The following is a 20,220-nucleotide window of genomic DNA, read 5'->3' as shown; positions in this document are numbered from 1 at the left end:
GATGCGGCTCAACGTTTCAGCTTCGGGTCGAGCGCGTCGCGCAGCCCGTCGCCCAGCAGGTTGAAGGCCAGAACGGTGACCAGGATGGCGACGCCGGGCCATGTGACGACCCAGGGCGCGCGCTGGAGGTATTGCAGGGAGGAGGCCAGCATCGTCCCCCATTCCGGCGTCGGCGGCTGCGCGCCGAGGCCGAGGAAGCCCAGCGCCGCCGCGTCCAGGATGGCGGTGGAAAAGCCCAGCGTCGCCTGCACGATCAGCGGAGCGACGCAGTTGGGAAGCACCTCGACCAGCATCAGGCGCAGCGGCCCGGCCCCGGCAACGCGCGAGGCGACGACGTAGTCCTTGCCGGCCTCCGCCATCACGGCGGCGCGGGTCAGGCGGGCGTAGTGCGGGATGACCACGATGGACACGGCCAGCATGGCGTTGACCAGCCCCGGCCCGAGGATGGCGGCCACCACCACGGCCAGCAGCAGGCTGGGCAGCGACAGCAGGATGTCCATCAGGCGCATGGTCAGCACGTCGGCGATGCCGCCGAAGAAGCCGGCGACCATGCCCAGCGCCAGCCCGACCACCAGCGACAGCGTCACGACGATCAGGCCGATCATCATCGACAGCCGCGCGCCGTAGAACAGGCGGGACAGCACGTCGCGCCCGATGTCGTCGGTGCCCAGGACGAAGCGCCAGCTTCCCCCGTCCTGCCAGCCCGGCGGGACGAGGATGGCCTCGCGGTACTGAATGTTCGGGTCGTGCGGCGCCACCAGCGGGGCGAACAGCGCCACCAGCGCGATGGTCACGATCACCGCCAAGCCGATCATGGCCCCGGTATTCTGCCGGAAATGGTACCAGAACTCAACCAGCGGATGCGGCGGCTGCGCGGTCGGGACGGTGGCGGCGATCGCCGTGTCTTGGACTTCGGTCGTCATGACGTCACCTCACCGCGAATGGCGGATGCGGGGGTTGAGGACGCCGTAGAGAACGTCCACCAGCAGGTTCACGGCCATCACCGTCGTCGCGATCAGCAGCACCCCGCCCTGCAGGGCCGGGTAGTCGCGACGGTTGATGCTCTCGATCAGCCACTTGCCCACGCCCGGCCAGGAGAAGATCGTTTCCGTCAAGATGGCGCCGCCCAGCAGCGTACCGACCTGAAGGCCGATGACCGTCACCACGGGGATCAGCGCGTTGCGCAGCGCGTGCAGGCCGATCACCCGCCGTCCGGCGAGGCCCTTGGCCCGCGCGGTGCGGATGTAGTCCTCGCCCAGCACCTCCAGCATGGCGGAGCGGGTCATGCGTGCCACGACCGCCAGCGGGACCGTGCCCAGCACGATCATCGGCAGGATCAGGTGGCGCAGCGCCGACCAGAAGGCGTCGGTTTCGCCGGCCAGGAGCGTGTCGACCAGCATGAAGCCGGTCACCGGCTCCACATAATAGAGCAGGTCCAGCCGGCCGGACACCGGCGTCCAGCCAAGCCCGACGGAGAAGAACAGGATCAGCAGCAGGCCCCACCAGAAAATCGGCATGGAATAGCCGGTCAGGCTGACGCCCATCACACCATGGTCGAAGATCGAGCCGCGCTTGACCGCCGCGACGATGCCCGCCGGCAGCCCGAGGACCGTGGCGAACAGCATGGCGAGCATCGCCAGTTCGAGGGTCGCCGGGAACAGGGTCAGGAATTCGCTCAGCACCGGGTTGCGGGTCACCAGGGAAATGCCCAGGTCGCCCGACATCACCCCGCCGACATAATCGAGGAATTGCCGCCACATCGGCTGGTCCAGGCCCAGCTCGTGCCGCAGTTCCAGAAGGCGTTCGGGGGAGATGCCGCGCTCGCCCACGCGCACCTCGATGGGGTCGCCGGGCACGAGCCGGATCAACAGGAAGGTCAGGAAGGTGACGCCGAGGAAGGTCGGAATCACCAGACTCACCCGCGTCAGGATGAAGCGAAGCATCGGATCGTCACCGGGGCTCGAAACGAAAGCAAGGGGGCCGATGCCCCCTTGGTTTCTGCTTCCGCAAAGGGAAGGCCGGGGTTTTAGGCCCCGGCATCACCTTTGTAAAGTTGTTCGTATGGCGGACTTATTGTTTCAAATCGACGCCATAGAAACGATGCACGCCGAACGGGTCCATCTTGTAATCGACCACATTCTTGCTCAGCGCCATGTGCACCACGGAGTGAGCGACGGTGAACCAGGGCGCCTCTTCCTTGAAGATCACCTGCGCCTGCTCGTACAGCTTGGTGCGGGCGGCGATGTCGGTGGTGCGCTTGGCCTCCAGCACAAGGTCGTCATACTCCTTGTTGCACCACTTGGAGACGTTCGACCCGCCCGGACGCGCGGCCTCGCAGCCCAGCAGCGTGTGCAGGAAGTTGTCCGGATCGCCGTTGTCGCCGGTCCAGCCGAAGGTGGCCATCTGGTGCTCGCCGGCTTGCAGGCGCTTGCGGTACTCGCCCCACTCGTACTGGACGATCTTGGCCTTCACGCCGATCTTGGCGAGGTCGGCCTGCATCATCTCGGCCATGCGCTTGGCGTTGGGGTTGTACGGGCGCTGCACCGGCATGGCCCACAGGTCGGTTTCGAACCCGTCGGGATAGCCGGCCTCGGCCAGCAGCTTCTTCGCGCGGTCCTGGTCGAAGGGATAGTCGTCGATGTCCTTGTTGTAGGACCACATGGTCGGCGGAATCGGGTTCTTCGCCGGAACGCCGGCACCCTGATAGACCGTGTCCACAATGGCCTTCTTGTCGATGGCCATGTTGATCGCGCGGCGCACGCGCACGTCGTCGAACGGCTTCTTGGTGACGTTGAAGGCCAGATAGCCGATGTTCAGGCCTTCCTGGTCCATCATGGCGATGGAGGCGTCCTTCTTCAGCGCCTCAAGATCGGCCGGGTTCGGGTACGGCACGATCTGGCATTCGCCGTTCTTCAGCTTGGCGATGCGCACGGTCGCGTCCGGCGTGATGGCGAAGACGAGGTTGTCGATCGGCGCCTTGCCGCCCCAATACTGGTCGAACGCCTTGTAGCGGATGACCGCGTCCTTCTGGTAGGCGACGAACTGGAAGGGGCCGGTGCCGATGGGCGCCTGGTCCATCTTGTCGATCTGCTTCTGCTTCAGCAGGAAGTCGCCGTATTCGGCCGACTGGATCGCCGCAAAGGGCATCGCCAGGTTGGCGATGAAGGGCGCCTCGACCTTGTTCAGCGTGAACTTGACCGTGTAGTCGTCCACCTTCTCGATCGACTTCAACAGGGTGGGCATGCCCATGTCGTTGAAGTAATCGTAGGCACCGCCGGAGACCTTGTGGAAGGGATGGTCGTTTTTCCACTGGCGATTGAACGACCACAGCACGTCATCCGCGTTGGCGTCGCGGGTCGGCTTGAAGTCGTTGTTGCTGTGCCACTTCGCCCCCTTGCGGAGGTGGAAGGTGTAGGTCAGGCCGTCGTCCGAAACCTCCCAGGATTCGGCAAGGCCCGGAATCACCTTGGTGCCGCCGCGCTCGAAATGGACGAGGTTGTTGTAGACCGGCAGCGACACGTCGAAGCTGGTGCCGGTGGTGTTGACCATCGGGTTGAAGTTTTCGGGGCTGCCCTCGGAACAATAGACGAGGGTCTTGGCCGCCTGTGCCGGTGCCGCAAGCGCCAGCGCAGCGGCGACGCCGAGCCCGGCTCCCAGCAGAATACGCTTCATAGTGTTGTGCCTCCCGCATTCGGTCGATGGGGCCGGTATAGCCGGCCAACCGCATGGTTTCCCGGTTCATTTGGCGCGCGGCCGATTCCCCTGTCAACACGCTAGCCAGCGTAGTCCTCGCGGCGCAAGCCGCGGGATTCAGTCCAGCCGGTGTTTCAGTCCCGGTCCGGTTTCCTTGAACCCTTCGCACTCTAAGAAACGCAGGGAATCCGGCCATTCCGTGGCGGTCATTCGTTGGCGGGGCGCGCAGGCCTCCACGCGCGCCCCCCCACCACGGCCCGACTGTTCCAGAACGGCCCGAATCGGCGCACGCCCACCACGCGGGAGCGCGACTCCGGAAGGATGCGCCGCTCCCCGGCGTTACACCGGCACCGCCTCGAAGACCGTCGCCTCCAGTTCGAAGCTTCCGTCCTCCTCGATTGCGAAATGCCGACGCACCTCGGCGGACGCCATGTCCTGGAGGGAGCGGATGGCGCGGGCGTGCGTCTCCGGCGTCCGCGTGCGCGCGGTCCAGACCGGGAAGTCCATGCGCAGGCGGCGCGTCGTCATTCCGGTGACCGCGAAGCCGGCGCGGGCCAGGGCCGCCGTCCACTCCGCCACGCTGTAGTTGCGCACGTGCGACGGGTCGCGCAGCAGTTCGATGGCCTGGAAATGAGTGTCGAGCAGCGCCGAACCCGGCGCGATGACGTCCGCGAAGATCGCGTAGCCCTTCGGGTTCAGCACGCGCCGCGCCTCGCGCAGGCCGGCCTCGGCGTCCAGCCAGTGGTGCACGCTGAAGCGGCTCAGCACCGCGTCGAAATGGCCGTCCGGGAAGGGCAGCCGCTCGGCGGGCGCCTGTTGGGTGCGGATGTTGGCGAGGCCGCGCTCGGCAGCGGTGCGCGCCACGGTCTCCAGCATCGCCGCCGTCAGGTCGACGGCGACCACCTCGCCCGCATGGGGCGCTATGCGGTAGGCGACATGCCCGCCGCCGCAGCCGAGATCCAGCGCGCGGGCGACCGGGCGTTCGCGCAGGACTGCTTCGATCTGGTTCAGGTCCGCGCCGGCGGCATGCACCGCGCTGGTCAGGTAATCGCCGGCGCGCACGCCGTACTGGTCGGCGACGACGCTGTGGTGGGTGTTGGTCATGGTGACATCTCCTCTCGCCCGGTTGATCCGGTGGTGTGTTCCGATGGTGGTGTTCCGGAGGCGCAGCATCCACCGGCGCACAACCGGGTACAAGGCAAGCGCTTATCCTGGTATAATCACTGCTACGATGAATTCCATCACAGACCACCGCCGCCTGCTGGGCGCCTTCCTGCGCACCCATCGGGAGCGGCTGACGCCGGCTGAGGCGGGCGTCCACGGCGGCAGTGTCCGGCGGCGCACGCCGGGGCTCCGGCGGGAGGAGGTGGCGCAGATCTGCGGCCTCAGCCCCACTTGGTACACGTGGCTGGAGCAGGGCCGCGACGTGTCGGTCTCCCCCGGCGCGCTGGCTCGCATCGCCCGGGGGCTGCGGCTGACGAGTGCTGAGCGGGCCTACCTGTTCGAACTCGCCCGCAAGCGCGACCCCGATGCCGCCGGGGCCGAAGCAGCGGACACCCCGCCCGCCCTGCTGTCGGCGCTGGAGGCCATCACGGCGCCCGCCTACCTGCTCGACCGCGTCTGGAACGCCTGCGGCTGGAACGACGGAGCGGCCCGCCTTTTCTCCGGCTGGCTGGACGGGGCGGAGCGCAACCTGCTGCGCTACGTCTTCCTAGACCCCACGGCGCGCCGTTTTATCTGCGATTGGGAAAACCGCGCCCGCCGCCTGCTGGCGGAGTTCCGCGCCGACACCGCGCGGCGCGCCGACGATGACGACGTAACCGCCCTGGTGCGGGATCTGCGCGACGGCAGCCCCGCCTTTGCCCGGCTGTGGGACGACCACGGCGTTCTGGAACGCGAAGGGGGCCTGCGGGCTTTCCACCACCCGCTGGACGGCCCATTGCGGTACGAACAGGTGACGCTGTGCCCCGCCGGACGGCCGGAGCACAAGCTGGTCATGCTGCTGGCCTCGCCCCCGGAGGACGTCCCGGCGGCGGGGGCGTGAGGCCGGTCAGCCAGCCTGCACGCGCGCCAGGAAGCGGTCGACCTCCGTCCGCAGGGCCGATGCCCGCTGGCCGAGCTGTTCGCACGCATCCAGCATGCCGTTGGCCGCCTGCCGGGTGTGCTCGGTCGTGTCGCTCAGGCCGTCGATGTTGGCGGACACCTGCTCGTTGCCGCGCGCAGCCTCGTGGGCGTTGCGGGTGATCTCCGTGGTGGCGGCGCCCTGCTGCTCCACCGCGCTGGCGATGGCCGTGGTGATGCCGCTGATGCTGGCGATGGTCTGGGTGATGCCGCCGATGGCCCCAACGGCGTGGGCGGTCTCCTCCTGGATGGCGCCGATCTGCTGCTGGATTTCCTCCGTCGCCTTGGCGGTCTGGCTGGCGAGATTCTTCACCTCCGACGCCACGACGGCGAAGCCCTTGCCGGCCTCGCCCGCGCGCGCCGCCTCGATGGTGGCGTTCAGGGCCAGCAGGTTGGTCTGGCTGGCGATCTCGTTGATCAGACGGACCACGTCGCCGATCCGCTGGGCGGCGGCGGCGAGGCCCTTCACGCTCTCGTTCGTGCTGTCGGCCTCGCGCACGGCGGTCTGAGCAACCTCCGACGCGGTGGCGACCTGACGGGCGATCTCGCCGACGGAGGCCGACAGTTCCTCCGCCGCCGCGGCCACCGCGTGGACGTTGGAGGTGGCGAGCTGCGCCGCCCCCGACACCGCCCCGGCCCGGTGCGAGGCGGAATCCGCCGCCGTGCTGACCTGCTGGACGTTCGACCGGATGGACGATGCGGAGCTTTGCACCGCATCCATGTTGCCGAGCACCGCGCGTTCGAAGTCGCCGGCGAGGCGCCGCAACGCCTCGCGGCGTTCGGTCTCGGCCTCCGCCTTCATGGCGTCCTGCCGGCTGCGCAGCGCCTCCGCCTCCACAAGGCCCTGCTTCAGCGTGCCGGCGGCGCGCGCCATGTCGCCGATCTCGTCCTGGCGGTCAAGGCCCGGGATCTCCACCGACCGGTCGTTCCGGGCAAGGCGGCCCAGCACGTCCCGCAGACCGTCCAGCGGCCCGACGACACGGCCCAGCAGGATCCAGGCGGTGAGGCCGACGACGACGCCCAGCACGGTCAGCGACAGGATCATCACCCGCTGGCTGTTCTGAAGCGAGGCTTCCGTTTCCTCGATGGCGCCTTTCGTCCGCTGGTCCAGAAGGACGAAAAACTCGTCCACCGGGGCCATGATGTCCGCCTTGTACTTGTGGTACTCTGGCGAGTGCATCAGCTTGCGGGCGAGCTCGAAGTTCGGCTCCTTCTTCACCGTGTATTTGCCGGTGCCGTCGTTGTAGAGACCCTTGACGGCGTTCATCGCCTCGGTCTCCAGGTTGACGAGACCATCGGAGTTGGCCTGGGCCTTGCGCAGCTTGGCGAACTCGGCGTCGGTGAAGCCCGCGCGCTTCATCAGCTCCTGCAATGGCACGCGCTCGCCGTCGGGGCGGGGTTTCTGGCCGGTCGCCGCGACGAAGTCCCAGTAGATGCGGCTGTAGCCCTGGGGACGCGGCTTCTCGCCGTTGCGGATCGCCAGCACGTCCCAGTACTGGGCCTCGTACTTGGCGTCGCCGGTAACCACGTAGGTCCGCGCCAGACGCGTCAGGTCGTCGGAGCTTTGCCGCAACTCGTCGGCCAGCAGGTAGGACTCATAGCGCGACTGGTGCGCCTGCTCCAGCCGTGTCCGGGCATCGCCCAGCGCCAGGAAGGACAGGAAGTTGGCGACGAAGGCGGCGATGAGAACCACGACAAGAATGACAACCGAACGGCGAATGGTCAGACCCATCGGACAATCCTGTTTTTGCAATGTTCCTTGAATGCATGGCACAGCGATATGCGGTCCGGATAATGGCAAAATGTCGCATCAGGATGTTGTCGATGGCAGAAAACCATGTTAACAGCACAAATTAATGCGGATTAATTGGTAGGCAATTGCCTACTTTGCGCGCACATGAAGAGTACAGCATGATCGTTCATGGATTCTATTTGCACGAGCGCGCCAACATCATCAACATGAACAAATTGCGCTCACAACGAACCGCCAAAGCGGCCGATCGATCGCACCTCGGACATATGACATTTGCATGAATTGTTTGCGCGCGACGCCGCCGATTGCTGGCCGACGCAGCGCCAAGCTCGCGGAATGCATTGGGATGCGGCACTCCGCCGGTCCTTGACCATCGTGCCGCATGCGTCCACGGTTGACCATTGTGGCGCATGCGTCCACGGTGCGTCTTCACCGAAGCCGCCCCAAAGCCTTGCCGCCCGATGCCCCCCGAACCGACGCCGCACCCCGTGCTTCTCTGCGCCGACGACTACGGCCTGTCGCCGGGCGTGAACGAGGCCATCCGCGACCTGATCGCGGCCGGTCGCCTGACGGCCACCTCGGTCATGGCGCTCTGCCCCTATTGGGCCGAGGGGGCACCGCCGTTGAAGGCCCTGGCCGACCGGGCGGATGTCGGGCTGCATTTCACCCTGACCGACCAGCCGCCGCTGGGGCCGATGCCCCGGCTGGCGCCGGACGGGCGCCTGCCGCCGCTCGGCCGGCTGATGACGCTGGCCTACACGGGCCGGCTGGACGCCGCCGAAATCCGGGCGGAGCTGGCCCGGCAGATCGAAGCCTTCACGGCGGCCTGGGGTGGTTCGCCGGCCTACATCGACGGGCACCAGCACGTTCACCAACTGCCCACCGTGCGCGAGGCGGTGGCCGACGCATTGTCCGCCCTGCCCGGCGCCTACGTCCGACTTTGCGGAGAGCCGGCGGGGGACGTCCTGCGACGCGGCATCGCCGTGCCCAAGACGCTGCTGATTGGGGGCTTGGGCGGCGGTATGGCGCGGCTGGCGCGCGGACGGGGCATCCCAGCCAACGGCAGCTTCCGCGGCGTTTACGACTTCTCCGGCCGCGAGCCCTTCGGCGACCTGATGGCGCGCTTCCTGGACCGGCCGCGCGGGCGCACGCTGGTCATGGTTCATCCCGGCATCCCGGACGAGGCGCTGCGCCGCGCCGATCCGCTGGTGGACCAGCGTAAAGTCGAATACGACTATCTGAAAGGCCCCGCATTCGCGGAACTTTTACGGGCGAAGCAAATTCGACTTGCACGCTTTGCGGATCTTTCGCCGAATTGATGCGGCGCAGCAAAGCTATGGCGCTCTGCGGTAGCCTTTGACCACGGCCGAACAATTCGTTACCTAGGAATTGTCACGGCCGGCGCGTCGCGGGTTGAGAAAATCCGGCGTCTTGCGCCCGCCCGTGTCTGGGCGGCCGCTGGATTTTCCTTCGCATGACCGAGCACGCACCGTTCGATCCACGGCTTTCGCTCGCCACCGGCCTCGGCGCGGTGGAGAAGCCGGCCGTGCGCGCCAAGCCGGTGTGGGACCAACTCGCCCGCATTCTGCTCTTCTGCCTGACCATCATCGCCGCGCTGACCTTCCGTGACTACGGCATCAGCACGGACGAGGAGGTGCAGCACATCTACGGCCAGAAGCTGCTGCACTTCTACAGCAGCGGGTTCCAGGACTGGTCGGCCTTCAGCTTCAAGGACCTGTATCTCTACGGCGGGTTGTTCGACCTCGCCGTGGCGCTGCTCGTCCCGGTGTCTCCGTTCGAGGAGTACGACACCCGCCACCTGCTGTGCGCCATCGTCGGGGTGATCGGCATCGCCGGGACATGGCGGCTCGGCCGGTTGCTGGCGGGGGCGCGGGCGGGGTTCCTGGCGGCCGTGATGCTGGCGCTGTCGGGCGTCTATTACGGGGCGATGTTCAACAACACCAAGGACGTGCCCTTTGCCGCCGCCATGGTGTGGACGGTCTATTTCGCCACGCGCATGGCGCTGCAATTTCCCAAGCCCCGGCCGTCGGCGGTGCTGAAGTTCGGGCTGGCGCTGGGGCTGGCGCTCGGGATCCGGGTCGGCGCGATCCTGGCAGGGGTCTATCTGGGCGGCGCGGCTGTGCTCTACGTTGCCCTGACGGGGCGCCGTGCGGGTTGGCGCGCGGCCTTGGCCGACGCGCGGAGCATCGCCCTGCGCTCCCTGCCCGGCCTGCCGGTCGCCTACGGCCTGATGGCGGCGCTGTGGCCCTGGGGGGCGTTCGAGCCGCTGAACCCCTTCCGCGCGCTGTTCACCTTCTCGAATTTCCAGCACCTGCAATTCTCGCTTCAGACGCTGTTCCTCGGCGAGATGGTGTCGGCCATGGACGCGCCGGTGCTGTATCTGCCGGTCTACCTGCTGATCAAGCTGCCGGAAACGGTGGTGGCCGGGGCTGGGGTCGCCGTGCTGATGGGCGGTGCCTGGGCGTGGCGGACAGCGCGCGAGGGAGCCGCCTGGGACCCGGTGGTGCGCCACGCCATCACCACGCTCGCCGCCTTCCTGCCCGTCCTGATGTTCGTGGCGATGCGGCCAACCGTCTACAACGGCATCCGCCACTTCCTGTTCGTCGTGCCGCCGCTGGTCGTGCTGGCCGCCATCGCCTTCGACCGCCTGTGGAGCGCCGCGGAATCGCGGGGCGAGGTGGCCGGGCAGGCCGTGGCGCTGGCGCTCGCCGCGACGGCGACGGTGCAGGCCTGGTCGCTCGGCACGCTGCACCCCAACCAGTATGTCTACTACAACCAGTTCGTCGGCGGCATGAAGGGAGCCGCCGGCCGGTTCGAACTGGATTACTGGGGCAACTCCCTGCACGAGGCGACCAAGGAGCTGATCGCCTTCGTGGAGCGGGAGAACGACGGCGGCACCCCGCCGCGCACCTACACGCTGACCGTCTGCGGCAACCCCCTGGCGGTGCGCTACGACCTGCCGCCCTGGCTGAAGCTGGTCAACGGGGTGGAGCCGGACTGGCGCCGCGCCGACTTCTTCCTGGCCTTCACGCAGAGCCGCCGCTGCCCCGGCCTGCTCGATGGGCGACCGATCATCGAGATCGGGGTGGACGGCGTGCCACTGTCCATCGTCAAGGACCGCCGCCGCGTAGAGGAGTAGGCGGCGGCGCTACCGGTCGTCACCCTCCGTCCACTCACGCTGGCGGAGCTTGTAGCGCTGGATTTTTCCCGTTTCCGTGCGGGGCAGCTGGTCCAGGAACTCCACGGCGCGGGGGTACTTGTAGGGAGCGATCTGGTCCTTGACGTAGGACTGGAGCGTCTCCGCCAGATCCTCGTTCGGCCGCACGCCGTCGCGCGTCACGATGAAGGCCTTCGGAATGGAGCCGCGCAATGGGTCCGGAGAGGCGATGACGGCGCATTCCTCCACCGCGTCGTGGCGCAGCAGCACATTCTCCACTTCCAGGCCGGAAATCTTGTAGCCGGCCGAGACGATCAGGTCGTCGGTGCGGGCGTGGTACCAGAAATAGCCGTCCTCATCCATGTGGAAGGCGTCGCCGGTCAGGTTCCAGCCCCGCTGCACGTAGTTTTCCTGGCGCGGGTCGTCCAGGTAGATGCAGCCGGTCGGCCCGCGCACCGCCAGACGCCCGACCTGCCCCGGCGGCAGCGGGTTCAAATCCTCGTCCACCACGCAAGCCTCGTACCCCGGCACCACCTTCCCCGTAGCGCCCGGACGCACATCCCCCGGCACGGAATGCAGCACCGCGTTCAGCAGCTCGGTCGTGCCGAAGCTGTCCAGCACGTCCAGCCCGGTGGCGGCGCGCCATCCCTCCAGCGCGGCCGCCGGCAGCGGCTCCCCGGCGGAGACGCAGACCCGCAGACCGCGCAGTTCCTCGGCCTCGGCCGGATTCGCCTGCAGGCGGGCGGTCATGGCCCGGTAGACCGTCGGGACCGTGAACATCACCGTTGCCTTGTGCCGCACCGCCGCCTCCAGCAGCCGGTCGGGCGTGGCGCGGTCCAGCAGCACGACCGACGCGCCGATGCGCAATGGGAACAGCAGCATCCCGCCCTGCCCGTAGGCGAAGGCCAGCGACGGCGTGCCGCAGAACACGTCGTCGGCCGTGGTGTTCAGGATGGAGCGCGGCGACAGGTCGGCCACGGCCAGCAGGTCGCGGTGGAAATGCGCGGTGGCCTTCGGCGTGCCGGTCGTGCCGGAGGTGAAGGCGATCAGCGCAACGTCGTCGGCCGCCGTGTCGGCGGCAACGAAGCCGGCCTCCACGCGCGCCATGCGCCCTTCCAGGTCGCCGCCCGGCCCGCCGTCGCCGAAGGTCAGCACGGGCGGCGGACTCGTCAGCGCATCGCGGGCGTTCACCACCTCGCCCACGAAGCGCGCGTCGCAGAGCACGAGGTTCACGGCGGCGCGGTCCAGAATGGCTTCCAGTTCCGCCGCGCGCAGCAGCGGCATGGTCGGCACCACCACCGCGCCGGCCTTCAGAACGGCCAGCCAGCAGGCGGCGAGCATGGGCGTGTTGGGACCCCGCACCAGGACCCGGTTGCCGGGAACGATGCCGTGCTCCTCCGCCATCACCCGCGCGATGCGGTCCACCGTGTCGCGGAAGCGGCCGTAGCTCCACACCGCCTCCCCACAGATCACGCAGGGCCGTTCGTCCCAGCCCCGCCCGCGCCAGCCGTCCAGCAGCTCGGCGGCGGCGTTCAGGCGCTCGGGATAGGCCAGTTCCGGCCGGTCGTAGTTGAAGTCGGGAAGCTGGTCCGGCGGGGGCAGGCGGTCGCGGGTGAAGCTGTCGATGTGACCGGAGCGAGCCATGCGCTAGTGCCCTCCCCCGCGCGCCGATGTCTTGAGCTTACCAAGAAGGCCCATGAGCTGCACCACATCCTCGTGCGACAGTCCGTCCGTCAGTTCGGCCAACCAGCGGCGCTGCGCTGCGCTGATCGCCTGGACGACGGCGCTTCCCTCCGGCGTGATGCGCACGACCTGGATGCGCCGGTCGTTGGACGCGGGAGTGCGCGTGACCAGCCCGTCCTTCAACAGCCGCTCCACGATCCCCGTGACGTTGCCGTTGGTGACCATCAGGCGCTTCGACAGCTCGCCCATGGTCAGCCCCTCCGGCGCGCGGTCGAGCAGCGCCAGCAGGTCAAAGCGTGGCGGCGTCGTCTTGAACTCGGTCCGCAGACGGCTGCGCAGCCGCGCGCCCATCAGGACGGCACAGGCCGAAAGACGCAGCCAGAGGCGCATCTCCGGGGAGGCGGCAAGATCGGCCGCGGCCTCCACATCGACCGACGCGTCCCCCTGCGCCGCAGCCGAGGACTCGGCCGCCGCGATGGCGGATCCCTTCACGGTCTGTCTCCACTCCCTGTGGGAGACATCCGCCGGAACGGTGCCTCCTCTTTGTATGGAGTCTTACTGTAGTGCGGAGCTCGGCCTTTGAGCCATGCAAGGACAGAATGGTGGGTGCACAAGCAATAATCATTTACGAGGGGGGAGCGCGCCCGCTGCCCTGGTCACCCGTTGCTGAGGTACAGGTCGATTTCGCCCTGCTCCATCACATGGGCGGTGCCGTGGATGATGCCGTTGGCAACCTGGATGATGCGGTGGATCATCGCCACGGAGGTCTGGCAGTCCAGCCGCAGCTTGTCGCCCGCCCCGTCCTGGATGTCGGTGCCGATGCGCTCCAGCGTGTGGCGCACCACCTGATGCGCCTGGGCGATGGTGTCCTCGAACGGGCGCTTGAACTTGGACGGGACGTGCCCGTAGGCCTCGATCGCCAGATCCCGGTCGGAAAAGCCGCTGTCGCGGAAATGCTCCTGATAGCTCTTGGGCTGCCAGATCAGGCACTCCTCCAGCATGTCCGGCATGTCCGGGATCATCTCGATCAGCATCACGATTTCGTTGAAGTGATTGAGATAGTCCGTGGCGAGCAGCGTCTTGTCGGAGATGTTGGTGCCCTTCACGCGCTCGCGCCACGCCTGGAAGTCGGCCAATTCGTCCGGCGGAATGCCGTCGTTGACGGACGGGTCGAAATCTTGCTCGGCCATGCGTGGTTCCGGGACGATGCGACGACGTGGCGGTGGAACTGGGCGATAAGACGGGGGCGGAGGATCAGTCAGTAATACCCCAAGAATCCGCGCGCAAGCCTACGTATGCGTAAACGCCCCCTCAAAAAGCAAAAAACTTCTCAAAGGGCAAAAAAATGCCGCCGATGCGATCCTGGGTACGGCGCATCCGGCGGCATCAGGGACTGGCGGTTCAGGGAGGAATCACACCATTGCTCACCAGAACACCCCCTATTCCGGTTTGTTCCCGCGCATCTCGCATGTGCGGCATGCGGGAACAAAAAGCCGCAGCCCGAAAAAAAATCGCGCCGCCACCGGGGGATGGTGACAGCGCGGGGAGTCTTGGGAACACTCGCCATGGCCCCAGCGCGAAGGATCGGCGGGGCCAATACCAGAGTGCTGGCGTAAGTCTTTCCCGAGGGTTAACGGCCGCTTTTGTCACAGGATCACGCCCGTTCGAGGTACAGCCCGGCCCGCTAGCCGCTATGACGTACCCCAATCCAGCTATCACCAATAACCCTTTAGAATTCACTCCTGATAAGGCGCAGTTCGCGCCATATGATCCTAACTTTGTGAAAGCTTGAACACTTAGAATTTTGTCATGCCAAGAACCGCGGCGGTGTCCACAAAACCGCTCCGCCACGAGGTACGGGGAGAGTCATGGATCAAAACACCCGCCACCTGATGGAGCATTTGCCGTATCTGCGCCGCTACGCCCGCGCCTTGACCGGGACCTCGGTGCAGGGAGATGCCCTGGTGACGCGCACTCTGGAATGGTACCTGGACGGGCCGGGCGCTTCGGGCGGCGCGGATCTGTCCCGCGGGTCGCTGTACCGTCACCTGAACCAGCTTCAGGACGGCGGGGTGCCGCGCAACGGCATGGCGACGGTCCACCCGGTCGAGGCCGCGCTGCACAGCCTGGACGAGACCGACCGCCGGCTCTACCTGCTGGTCAACCTGGAAGACCTGCCGGTCGCCGATGCCGCCGCCGTCCTGCAGATCCCGCCGGAAGAGGCGGTGGAGCGGCTGAACCACGCCCGCGAGCGGGTGCGCGAGAAGCTGGCGGCGGTGATCCTGATCGTTGAGGACGACGCCATCATCGCCTTCGATTTGGCAGAAACCGTGCGCGGCATGGGCCACACCGTTTGCGGCAACGCCGCCACGATGGACGAGGCGCTGGCGCTCGCCGCCCGGCACGCGCCGACGCTGGCGCTGATGGACATCCGGCTGGCCGAGGGCGACAATGGCATCGAGGTGGCGCGGGAACTGCGGCGGCAGCGCTTCCTGCCGGTGATCTTCGTGACCGCCTTCCCCAGCGAACTGTCCAAGCGCGGGCTGGAGCATCTGGGGCCGGTGATCCCCAAGCCCTTCACCCGCGAACAGATCGAACAGGCGATCACCCGCGCCGTCTTCACTCCTCACGCGGAAGACGTGGGCATGGCGATGAAGCCGCACTGACCGCGCGCCCGTCATTGCGGTCGGACGGGCGCCGCCTCGGGCAAACGCCATCTAGGGACGGCAGCTTTTGGTAAAGACTTTCGTGCGACACTCATCTCCTCGACCGGGGGAGGTGGGCCATGAGCATGGGCGGCAAGATCATCGGCGAATACGCCAAGGGGAAGGTGGACAAGCTCCTGACGCCCGAGGCGGCGGAGAGTTCCTCGCGCCATCGCATCATGCATTTCCTGGAAAACATGGAAGCCGCCATCCTGGAGGCAAACTGCGAGGTGATCGGGCGCGAAATCCCGCACCTGAACCAGGAGTCCTTCCTGCGTATGGCCGTTCGTGTGGCGGAGCTGCGCGCCGACTACATCCGCGCGGGCCTGAAGGTGGCGGAGGCGCGGCACCCCGACACCAAGGCCGTGGACGAGTTGGCCCGCGTCCGCCGGGCCTACGAGGAACTGCAGGCCGTCTTCGAAGCGGCCGAGCGCATCATCGAGCGCGGCTACGTGAAGCTCGGGTAATCCTGAAAAGCGAAGGCCCATAAACAACAAACCCCCTCCCCCGCCGTGGCGAGGAAGGGGGCCGGACCGAGGTGCCCATGGGGGCGGTCCGTGGCGCGATCATCAAACGTCGCGGAAGTGTTCCAACTCCCGGCTGAGATTCGTCGCCTGCTGCTTCAAGGCAACCAGACGTCGCACGTCAGGGGCCGAGCTCCGCTCTTCCTTCTCCAGCTCGTCCTCGACGTCGCGCTGCTCCTGCCGGATGATGTTGAACAAGGCTTTTCTCAACATCGTCACCTCCCGAGCTTATTGATAAAATTTTAGCGCTTTCGGAGACTATCTTCAAGGAAGCGGTGAGGAGAGTCGAATCCTCATCGGGCCATGTCCGGGCGTATGAATATCTTCCGGAGACATCCGAAGGCATTACCTCTTCGGACCTTGACAACCCTTCTGCGCGCACCCATTGGTTAACGCGGCCGCAAGGCCAGGAGCCGCCCCCTCTCCGATGCCCCGCCCGACGTCCCGGACAGACGCGACCGGACAGACGTGATGGTCCCGGCGGCACATCCGGCGGCTCCGATCCCGGCGGAGCTTTGGGGCCTATGGAACGCAGACGTTTCCTGCATCTTTCACTGACCGTACCTCTCGCCGCCTCCGTCACCGGGGCGCTGCTGCCGGTTCCGGCCTTGGGCGCGGAGCCAAAGGCGAAAGGAACAAGCCGCCCGGCGCCCAGGCGCCGGATCGTCGTTCTCGACCCCGGCCACGGTGGCATCGACCCCGGCGCCATCGGCACGCGCGGCACGCTGGAGAAGGAGGTCACGCTCGACATCGCGCGCGAGGTGGCGCGGCTGCTGTCCGGACAGCACGGAGTTGGGGCCACGCTGACCCGCTCCGACGACCGGTTTCTGGAATTGCAGGAGCGGGTGGATCGGGCGCGCGAGGCGCGGGCCGACCTGTTCGTGTCCATCCACGCCGACAGCGCCCCGAACCGCGACGCGCGCGGCCTGTCGGCCTACACCCTGTCCCCGAGGGGCTCTGACGCCTTCGCGGCGGCCCTCGCCACCAAGGAAAACGCGGTGGACCGTTTGGGCGGCGCTGACCTCAAGGGCGCCAAGAAAGTGGTCAAGGACATCCTGCTCGACCTCACCGCGCGCCACACCAAGCGCGCGTCCCTGATCGCCCGCCAGTCGATCGTCCGCGGGGCGGGAAAGGACCTGCCGTTGCTGGACAATCCGATGCGCTCGGCGAACTTCGCCGTGCTGAAGGCACCCGACATTCCCTCCGTCCTTCTTGAGACTGGATTCCTATCGAACCCGCGTGACGAGGAGGTTCTGCGGGACCCCAGGGCGCGACGGACCGTCGCACGCGTGCTGGCGCGGGAAATCGCCGCGCTGGTCACCCGCGCACCCTTCGCCTAGACGCCGCTCCTTCGCACCTGCAGCGAGTGAAACATTCGTGCATCACCCCGGAACAAAACGACGATGAAGCACACCACTTCCAAGATTCCCCATTGCCAACGCGCCTGCGGCATGACTTTTTCCGGCCGCCCGTCCTTTCGGCGGGCCGGGGAGCGGAGGCAGAGCGTGTCGGGGTTTGGCCGCCTTTGGGCGCTGGTCGGAATGGCCGCTGTGGCGGGCCTCGCGTCCGGCTGCGCGCCCCTTTTGCTCGGCGGCGCCGCGGCCGGCGGCACGGCCGCCGTGGCCGCGACGGAGCATCGCGGCCTGTCCGGCTTCGCGTCCGACGCCGAAATCCAGGCCCAGATCAACCACCTGTGGTTTCAACACTCCCTGGACATGATGCGGCGCATCGACATGTCGGTGACCCAGGGCCGCGTGCTGCTGACCGGCCGCGCCGCCGACGCGCAGATGCGCCTGGACGCCGTCCGGCTCGCCTGGCAGGCGAACGGCGTTCAGGAAGTCATCAACGAGATCCAGGTGGACAACCAGTCGGGCATTCTCGACAGCGCCCGCGACACCTGGATTTCGACCCAGCTGCGGACCAGACTTACTTTCGACTCCCGAATCCATAGCCAGAATTACAGCATCGATACGGTGAACGGCGTTGTTTATCTGATGGGTCTGGCCGAAAACCAGGACGAGCTGGACCGCGCCATCGAACACGCCCGCTCGCTGCCCAACGTCCAACGCGTCGTCAACTACGTCCGCATCCTCTAGCGCCCCAAGGTCGACCGCACCGCCATGGCCCTTCTGCCCGCCTTCGCCAGCCGCACCGCTTCCGCCCTTGCTACGGCCCTGTTCCTGGCCGTGGCGGCGCTGTCCGCTGCGGCGTCGTCCGCGCTGGCTCAGGGACTGCTTCCGGTGGCGGCGCAGCAGCCGTCGTCGCCGGAGCAGGGGCCGGCCAACCGCCTGTTCGTGCAGGCCATGCAGATGATCCGGCAGGCCGACAACACCTACGACATCGCGGAGGAAAGCCGCCTGCTGAAGGAGGCGGACAAGCTCCTGAACGAAATCGTGGTGAAGTATCCGGACAGCGCGCTCGCGGTGCAGCTGGTCACCAACCAGTTCGTCGGCGACTTCGACTTCTACGAATTCCGTTCGCGCATCCGCGCGCTGGTCTGCAACGAGCCGCTGACCTCGCTCTGCTTCCTGCACCGCATCGGGGAGATGCTGCCCCCGGTGGAGACGCCGATCAGCGCCGCGCGCTGGGACTGGCTGTCGCTGGCGGTCGCATACAGCACGGTGGGCGACACCGCCCGCGCCAAGGAGATCATCGCCCCCTTCGTCAGCGCCGTGCGCCGGGGGGCCGCCGCCGACGGGGCCGGGCAGGACCTGTTCGTCGCCCGCGCCCTGGCCCTGATGGGGCAGACGCAGCTTGCGCTCGACATCACCCGGCAGATCGCCGACTGCTCGACCCGCATCTACAACCTCGCCGACATCGCCAAGGCGGCGGCGTGGCGGGGCGACGTGAACCTGACCGTCCAGCTTGCCGAGGAGGCGAAGGCCTACGCCACCGCCCGCGGCTGTTCGTGGGAGCTGGGGCTGGTCGCCCAGGCGCTGCTGCGCGCCGGGAAGGAGAGTGCGGCCCGCACCTTGTTCCTGAACACGGTGGAAACGCAGTTCTCCAAGTTCCGCGAAACCAAGGGCGACTGCTGCCCGCCGGAGCTGGCCGTGGCCGCGGCGGAACTGGGCGACAGCAACCTCGCGCTCAGCCTGCTGCGCACGGTGCAGGACGAGAATCCCTGGACCATCCCGGCGGTGCTCGGCCGGCTGGCCCGGCGCACCGACGCCTCCGTGGCGCTGGCCTATGCGGAGCAGGTGCAGGACATCGACATCCGGGGCGAATCCTTTGCCGAACTGATCGAGGCGGCGCTGAAGCGCGGCGACCCGACCACCGCCACCGAGCTGATGAAGCGCCTGAACAAGCTGGTGGACGAGGCCGCCGGGCGACGCCCCGGCCTGCTCGCCCAGAAAGCGAAGGCGGAGAAGGTGATGTATGGCGACGACCGCTGGCGCAAGAGCTTCCAGGCCTCCATCAACGCGGCCGAGCGCGCCAGCAACTTCGTCCGCCGCGACATCGGCGCGCCGCTGTTGGCCGCCCTGGTGCGGATCGAAACCGGCCTGCCGATGCTCGACTGACGCCGCCTACAGGACCTGCTTCGGCAGGGACAGCAGTTCCTTGCGGATTTGCCCGAGGCTTGGGCGGTTGGTCGGGCCGAAGGCGATGGGGCGGCAGAGGTGCATGGCGGTGACGCCGACCCGCGCGGTCAGCAGCCCGTTGATGACCCCCTGCCCCATCCGCGTGGAGATGGCCGCGGCGAGCGAGCCGCCCAGCGCCTCCACCGCCACATGGTGGGCGCTTTCCGCCACGCCGGCGACCGCGATGTTGGCGAGCATCCGCCGCAGCAGCTTCAACGACCCGACATAGCCCGGCCGCGCGCCGTAGAGGGCCGCGATCTCCCGCACCAGCTTCAGATTCCGCCACAGCACGACGGCGAGGTCTACGACCGCCGCCGGGCTGAGCGCTGTCGCCACCGCCGTGTCGCGCGCCGCGCGCAATACCATCTGGTAGGCGCGCCGGTCGAGCGGCTCCAGCACCTCGCGGTCGAGCAGGCGCACGATCTCCGCGTCGTCGTGGGCGTCGGTGACGTGGTCCTTCACCCGCACCAACGCCGGCTCCAGATCGGGGCGCCCGTCGTAGAGCCGCGCCAGCGACCCGGCGAAGCGGTCGGCCTGCCCCGGATGGATTTCCGCCGACAGCCGCTCGGCCTCGCCGCGCAATCCCTCGATCTTGCGCAGGCGGCGCAGGGAGCGCAGTTCGCCCACCAGCATCGCCACCGCCGCCCCGCCGGCCACCGCAACGGCGGCAGCCACCAACACGCCCAGTGCGATGCTGGTGGAGAAGGCCCGGGTGAACAGGTCCCAGGTGTCGAAGCCCAGCGCCACCAGCACCAGCGCCGCGACTGAGCCCGCCAGCCAGCGCCCCAGCCGACTTTTCGGCCGGTCCTCGGCCAGCAGCGCGGGCAGCCGCTCGGCGGCTGAGGTGCCGGCGATGATCGCCTCTTCCTCGACGGCAGGAACCGGAACCGCCCGCTCCGGCTCGAACTCCATCGGCGGCACCCAGGCCGCGTCTTTTTTGTCTTTGGTGGAGTGACGGTCGCTCATGGCTCTTCTCCCCCGTCAT

Annotated in this window: 18 protein-coding genes; 8 read left to right on the top strand and 10 right to left on the bottom strand. The window is 67.6% G+C overall.

The window, feature by feature from the left end; genetic code table 11:
• Window positions 1-8: 8 nt before the first annotated feature.
• The 4 genes from ACSVC7_RS11015 to ACSVC7_RS11000 form a co-directional block, all read right to left on the bottom strand.
• Window positions 9-923 (bottom strand): ABC transporter permease subunit, encoded by a 915-nt coding sequence (locus ACSVC7_RS11015; RefSeq protein ID WP_448204228.1) that lies wholly within the window; start codon window positions 921-923, stop codon window positions 9-11.
• Between the two features lie 9 nt (window positions 924-932).
• A complete protein-coding gene (locus tag ACSVC7_RS11010; protein ID WP_448204229.1) occupies window positions 933-1,943 on the bottom strand; it encodes an ABC transporter permease subunit in 1,011 nt (336 codons plus the stop codon).
• A 127-nt stretch (window positions 1,944-2,070) separates the two neighbouring features.
• Complete coding sequence (locus ACSVC7_RS11005; RefSeq protein ID WP_448204230.1) at window positions 2,071-3,672, bottom strand: ABC transporter substrate-binding protein; 1,602 nt, start codon at window positions 3,670-3,672, stop codon at window positions 2,071-2,073.
• A 360-nt stretch (window positions 3,673-4,032) separates the two neighbouring features.
• Window positions 4,033-4,797 (bottom strand): class I SAM-dependent methyltransferase, encoded by a 765-nt coding sequence (locus ACSVC7_RS11000; RefSeq protein ID WP_448204231.1) that lies wholly within the window; start codon window positions 4,795-4,797, stop codon window positions 4,033-4,035.
• 127 nt (window positions 4,798-4,924) lie between these two features.
• Here ACSVC7_RS11000 and ACSVC7_RS10995 point away from each other — a divergent pair, with 127 nt between their 5' ends.
• A complete protein-coding gene (locus ACSVC7_RS10995) occupies window positions 4,925-5,737 on the top strand; it encodes a helix-turn-helix transcriptional regulator (RefSeq protein WP_448204232.1) in 813 nt (270 codons plus the stop codon).
• Between the two features lie 6 nt (window positions 5,738-5,743).
• On the opposite strand, the gene ACSVC7_RS10990 is transcribed toward ACSVC7_RS10995, so the two are convergent.
• Window positions 5,744-7,546, bottom strand: a complete 1,803-nt coding sequence (locus tag ACSVC7_RS10990) for a methyl-accepting chemotaxis protein (protein ID WP_448204233.1) — start codon at window positions 7,544-7,546, stop codon at window positions 5,744-5,746.
• Window positions 7,547-8,028: 482 nt separating this feature from the next.
• Here ACSVC7_RS10990 and ACSVC7_RS10985 point away from each other — a divergent pair, with 482 nt between their 5' ends.
• Together ACSVC7_RS10985 and ACSVC7_RS10980 are read left to right on the top strand one after the other, a co-directional pair.
• Window positions 8,029-8,886 (top strand): ChbG/HpnK family deacetylase, encoded by an 858-nt coding sequence (locus ACSVC7_RS10985; protein ID WP_448204234.1) that lies wholly within the window; start codon window positions 8,029-8,031, stop codon window positions 8,884-8,886.
• Between the two features lie 155 nt (window positions 8,887-9,041).
• Window positions 9,042-10,727, top strand: coding sequence for a glycosyltransferase family 39 protein (locus tag ACSVC7_RS10980; protein ID WP_448204235.1), 1,686 nt, complete (start codon window positions 9,042-9,044; stop codon window positions 10,725-10,727).
• Between the two features lie 9 nt (window positions 10,728-10,736).
• Here the strand turns inward: ACSVC7_RS10980 and ACSVC7_RS10975 are convergent, their stop codons facing one another.
• The 3 genes from ACSVC7_RS10975 to ACSVC7_RS10965 form a co-directional block, all read right to left on the bottom strand.
• Complete coding sequence (locus ACSVC7_RS10975) at window positions 10,737-12,389, bottom strand: AMP-binding protein (protein ID WP_448204236.1); 1,653 nt, start codon at window positions 12,387-12,389, stop codon at window positions 10,737-10,739.
• A 3-nt stretch (window positions 12,390-12,392) separates the two neighbouring features.
• Window positions 12,393-12,920 carry a MarR family winged helix-turn-helix transcriptional regulator gene (locus ACSVC7_RS10970; RefSeq protein ID WP_448204237.1) on the bottom strand — a complete coding sequence of 176 codons (528 nt, stop codon included), beginning with the start codon at window positions 12,918-12,920 and terminating at the stop codon, window positions 12,393-12,395.
• A gap of 164 nt (window positions 12,921-13,084) precedes the next feature.
• Window positions 13,085-13,618: a hypothetical protein gene (locus ACSVC7_RS10965; protein WP_448204238.1), complete on the bottom strand. Its 534-nt coding sequence runs from the start codon at window positions 13,616-13,618 to the stop codon at window positions 13,085-13,087.
• Between the two features lie 678 nt (window positions 13,619-14,296).
• Between ACSVC7_RS10965 and ACSVC7_RS10960 the strand changes: the two genes are divergently transcribed.
• Both ACSVC7_RS10960 and ACSVC7_RS10955 read left to right on the top strand, forming a co-directional pair.
• The gene (locus tag ACSVC7_RS10960; protein WP_448204239.1) at window positions 14,297-15,094 is read left to right on the top strand and encodes a response regulator; all 798 of its coding nucleotides are present in this window, start codon (window positions 14,297-14,299) and stop codon (window positions 15,092-15,094) included.
• 119 nt (window positions 15,095-15,213) lie between these two features.
• Window positions 15,214-15,600, top strand: a complete 387-nt coding sequence (locus ACSVC7_RS10955) for a hypothetical protein (protein WP_448204240.1) — start codon at window positions 15,214-15,216, stop codon at window positions 15,598-15,600.
• Window positions 15,601-15,702: 102 nt separating this feature from the next.
• On the opposite strand, the gene ACSVC7_RS10950 is transcribed toward ACSVC7_RS10955, so the two are convergent.
• Complete coding sequence (locus ACSVC7_RS10950) at window positions 15,703-15,855, bottom strand: hypothetical protein (protein WP_448204241.1); 153 nt, start codon at window positions 15,853-15,855, stop codon at window positions 15,703-15,705.
• 326 nt (window positions 15,856-16,181) lie between these two features.
• On the opposite strand from ACSVC7_RS10950, the gene ACSVC7_RS10945 reads away from it, so the two are divergent.
• The 3 genes from ACSVC7_RS10945 (at window position 16,182) to ACSVC7_RS10935 (ending at window position 19,175) form a co-directional block, all read left to right on the top strand.
• Window positions 16,182-16,997, top strand: coding sequence for an N-acetylmuramoyl-L-alanine amidase family protein (locus ACSVC7_RS10945; protein WP_448204242.1), 816 nt, complete (start codon window positions 16,182-16,184; stop codon window positions 16,995-16,997).
• Between the two features lie 165 nt (window positions 16,998-17,162).
• Window positions 17,163-17,753, top strand: a complete 591-nt coding sequence (locus tag ACSVC7_RS10940; RefSeq protein WP_448204243.1) for a BON domain-containing protein — start codon at window positions 17,163-17,165, stop codon at window positions 17,751-17,753.
• 24 nt (window positions 17,754-17,777) lie between these two features.
• Window positions 17,778-19,175, top strand: a complete 1,398-nt coding sequence (locus ACSVC7_RS10935) for a hypothetical protein (protein WP_448204244.1) — start codon at window positions 17,778-17,780, stop codon at window positions 19,173-19,175.
• Between the two features lie 6 nt (window positions 19,176-19,181).
• Here ACSVC7_RS10935 and ACSVC7_RS10930 read toward each other — a convergent pair whose 3' ends face one another.
• Window positions 19,182-20,201: a YcjF family protein gene (locus ACSVC7_RS10930; RefSeq protein ID WP_448204245.1), complete on the bottom strand. Its 1,020-nt coding sequence runs from the start codon at window positions 20,199-20,201 to the stop codon at window positions 19,182-19,184.
• Window positions 20,202-20,220: the final 19 nt, after the last annotated feature.

Source organism: Azospirillum mesophilum, assembly GCF_053470405.2.
This window is presented reverse-complemented; position numbering and strand designations above follow the sequence as displayed.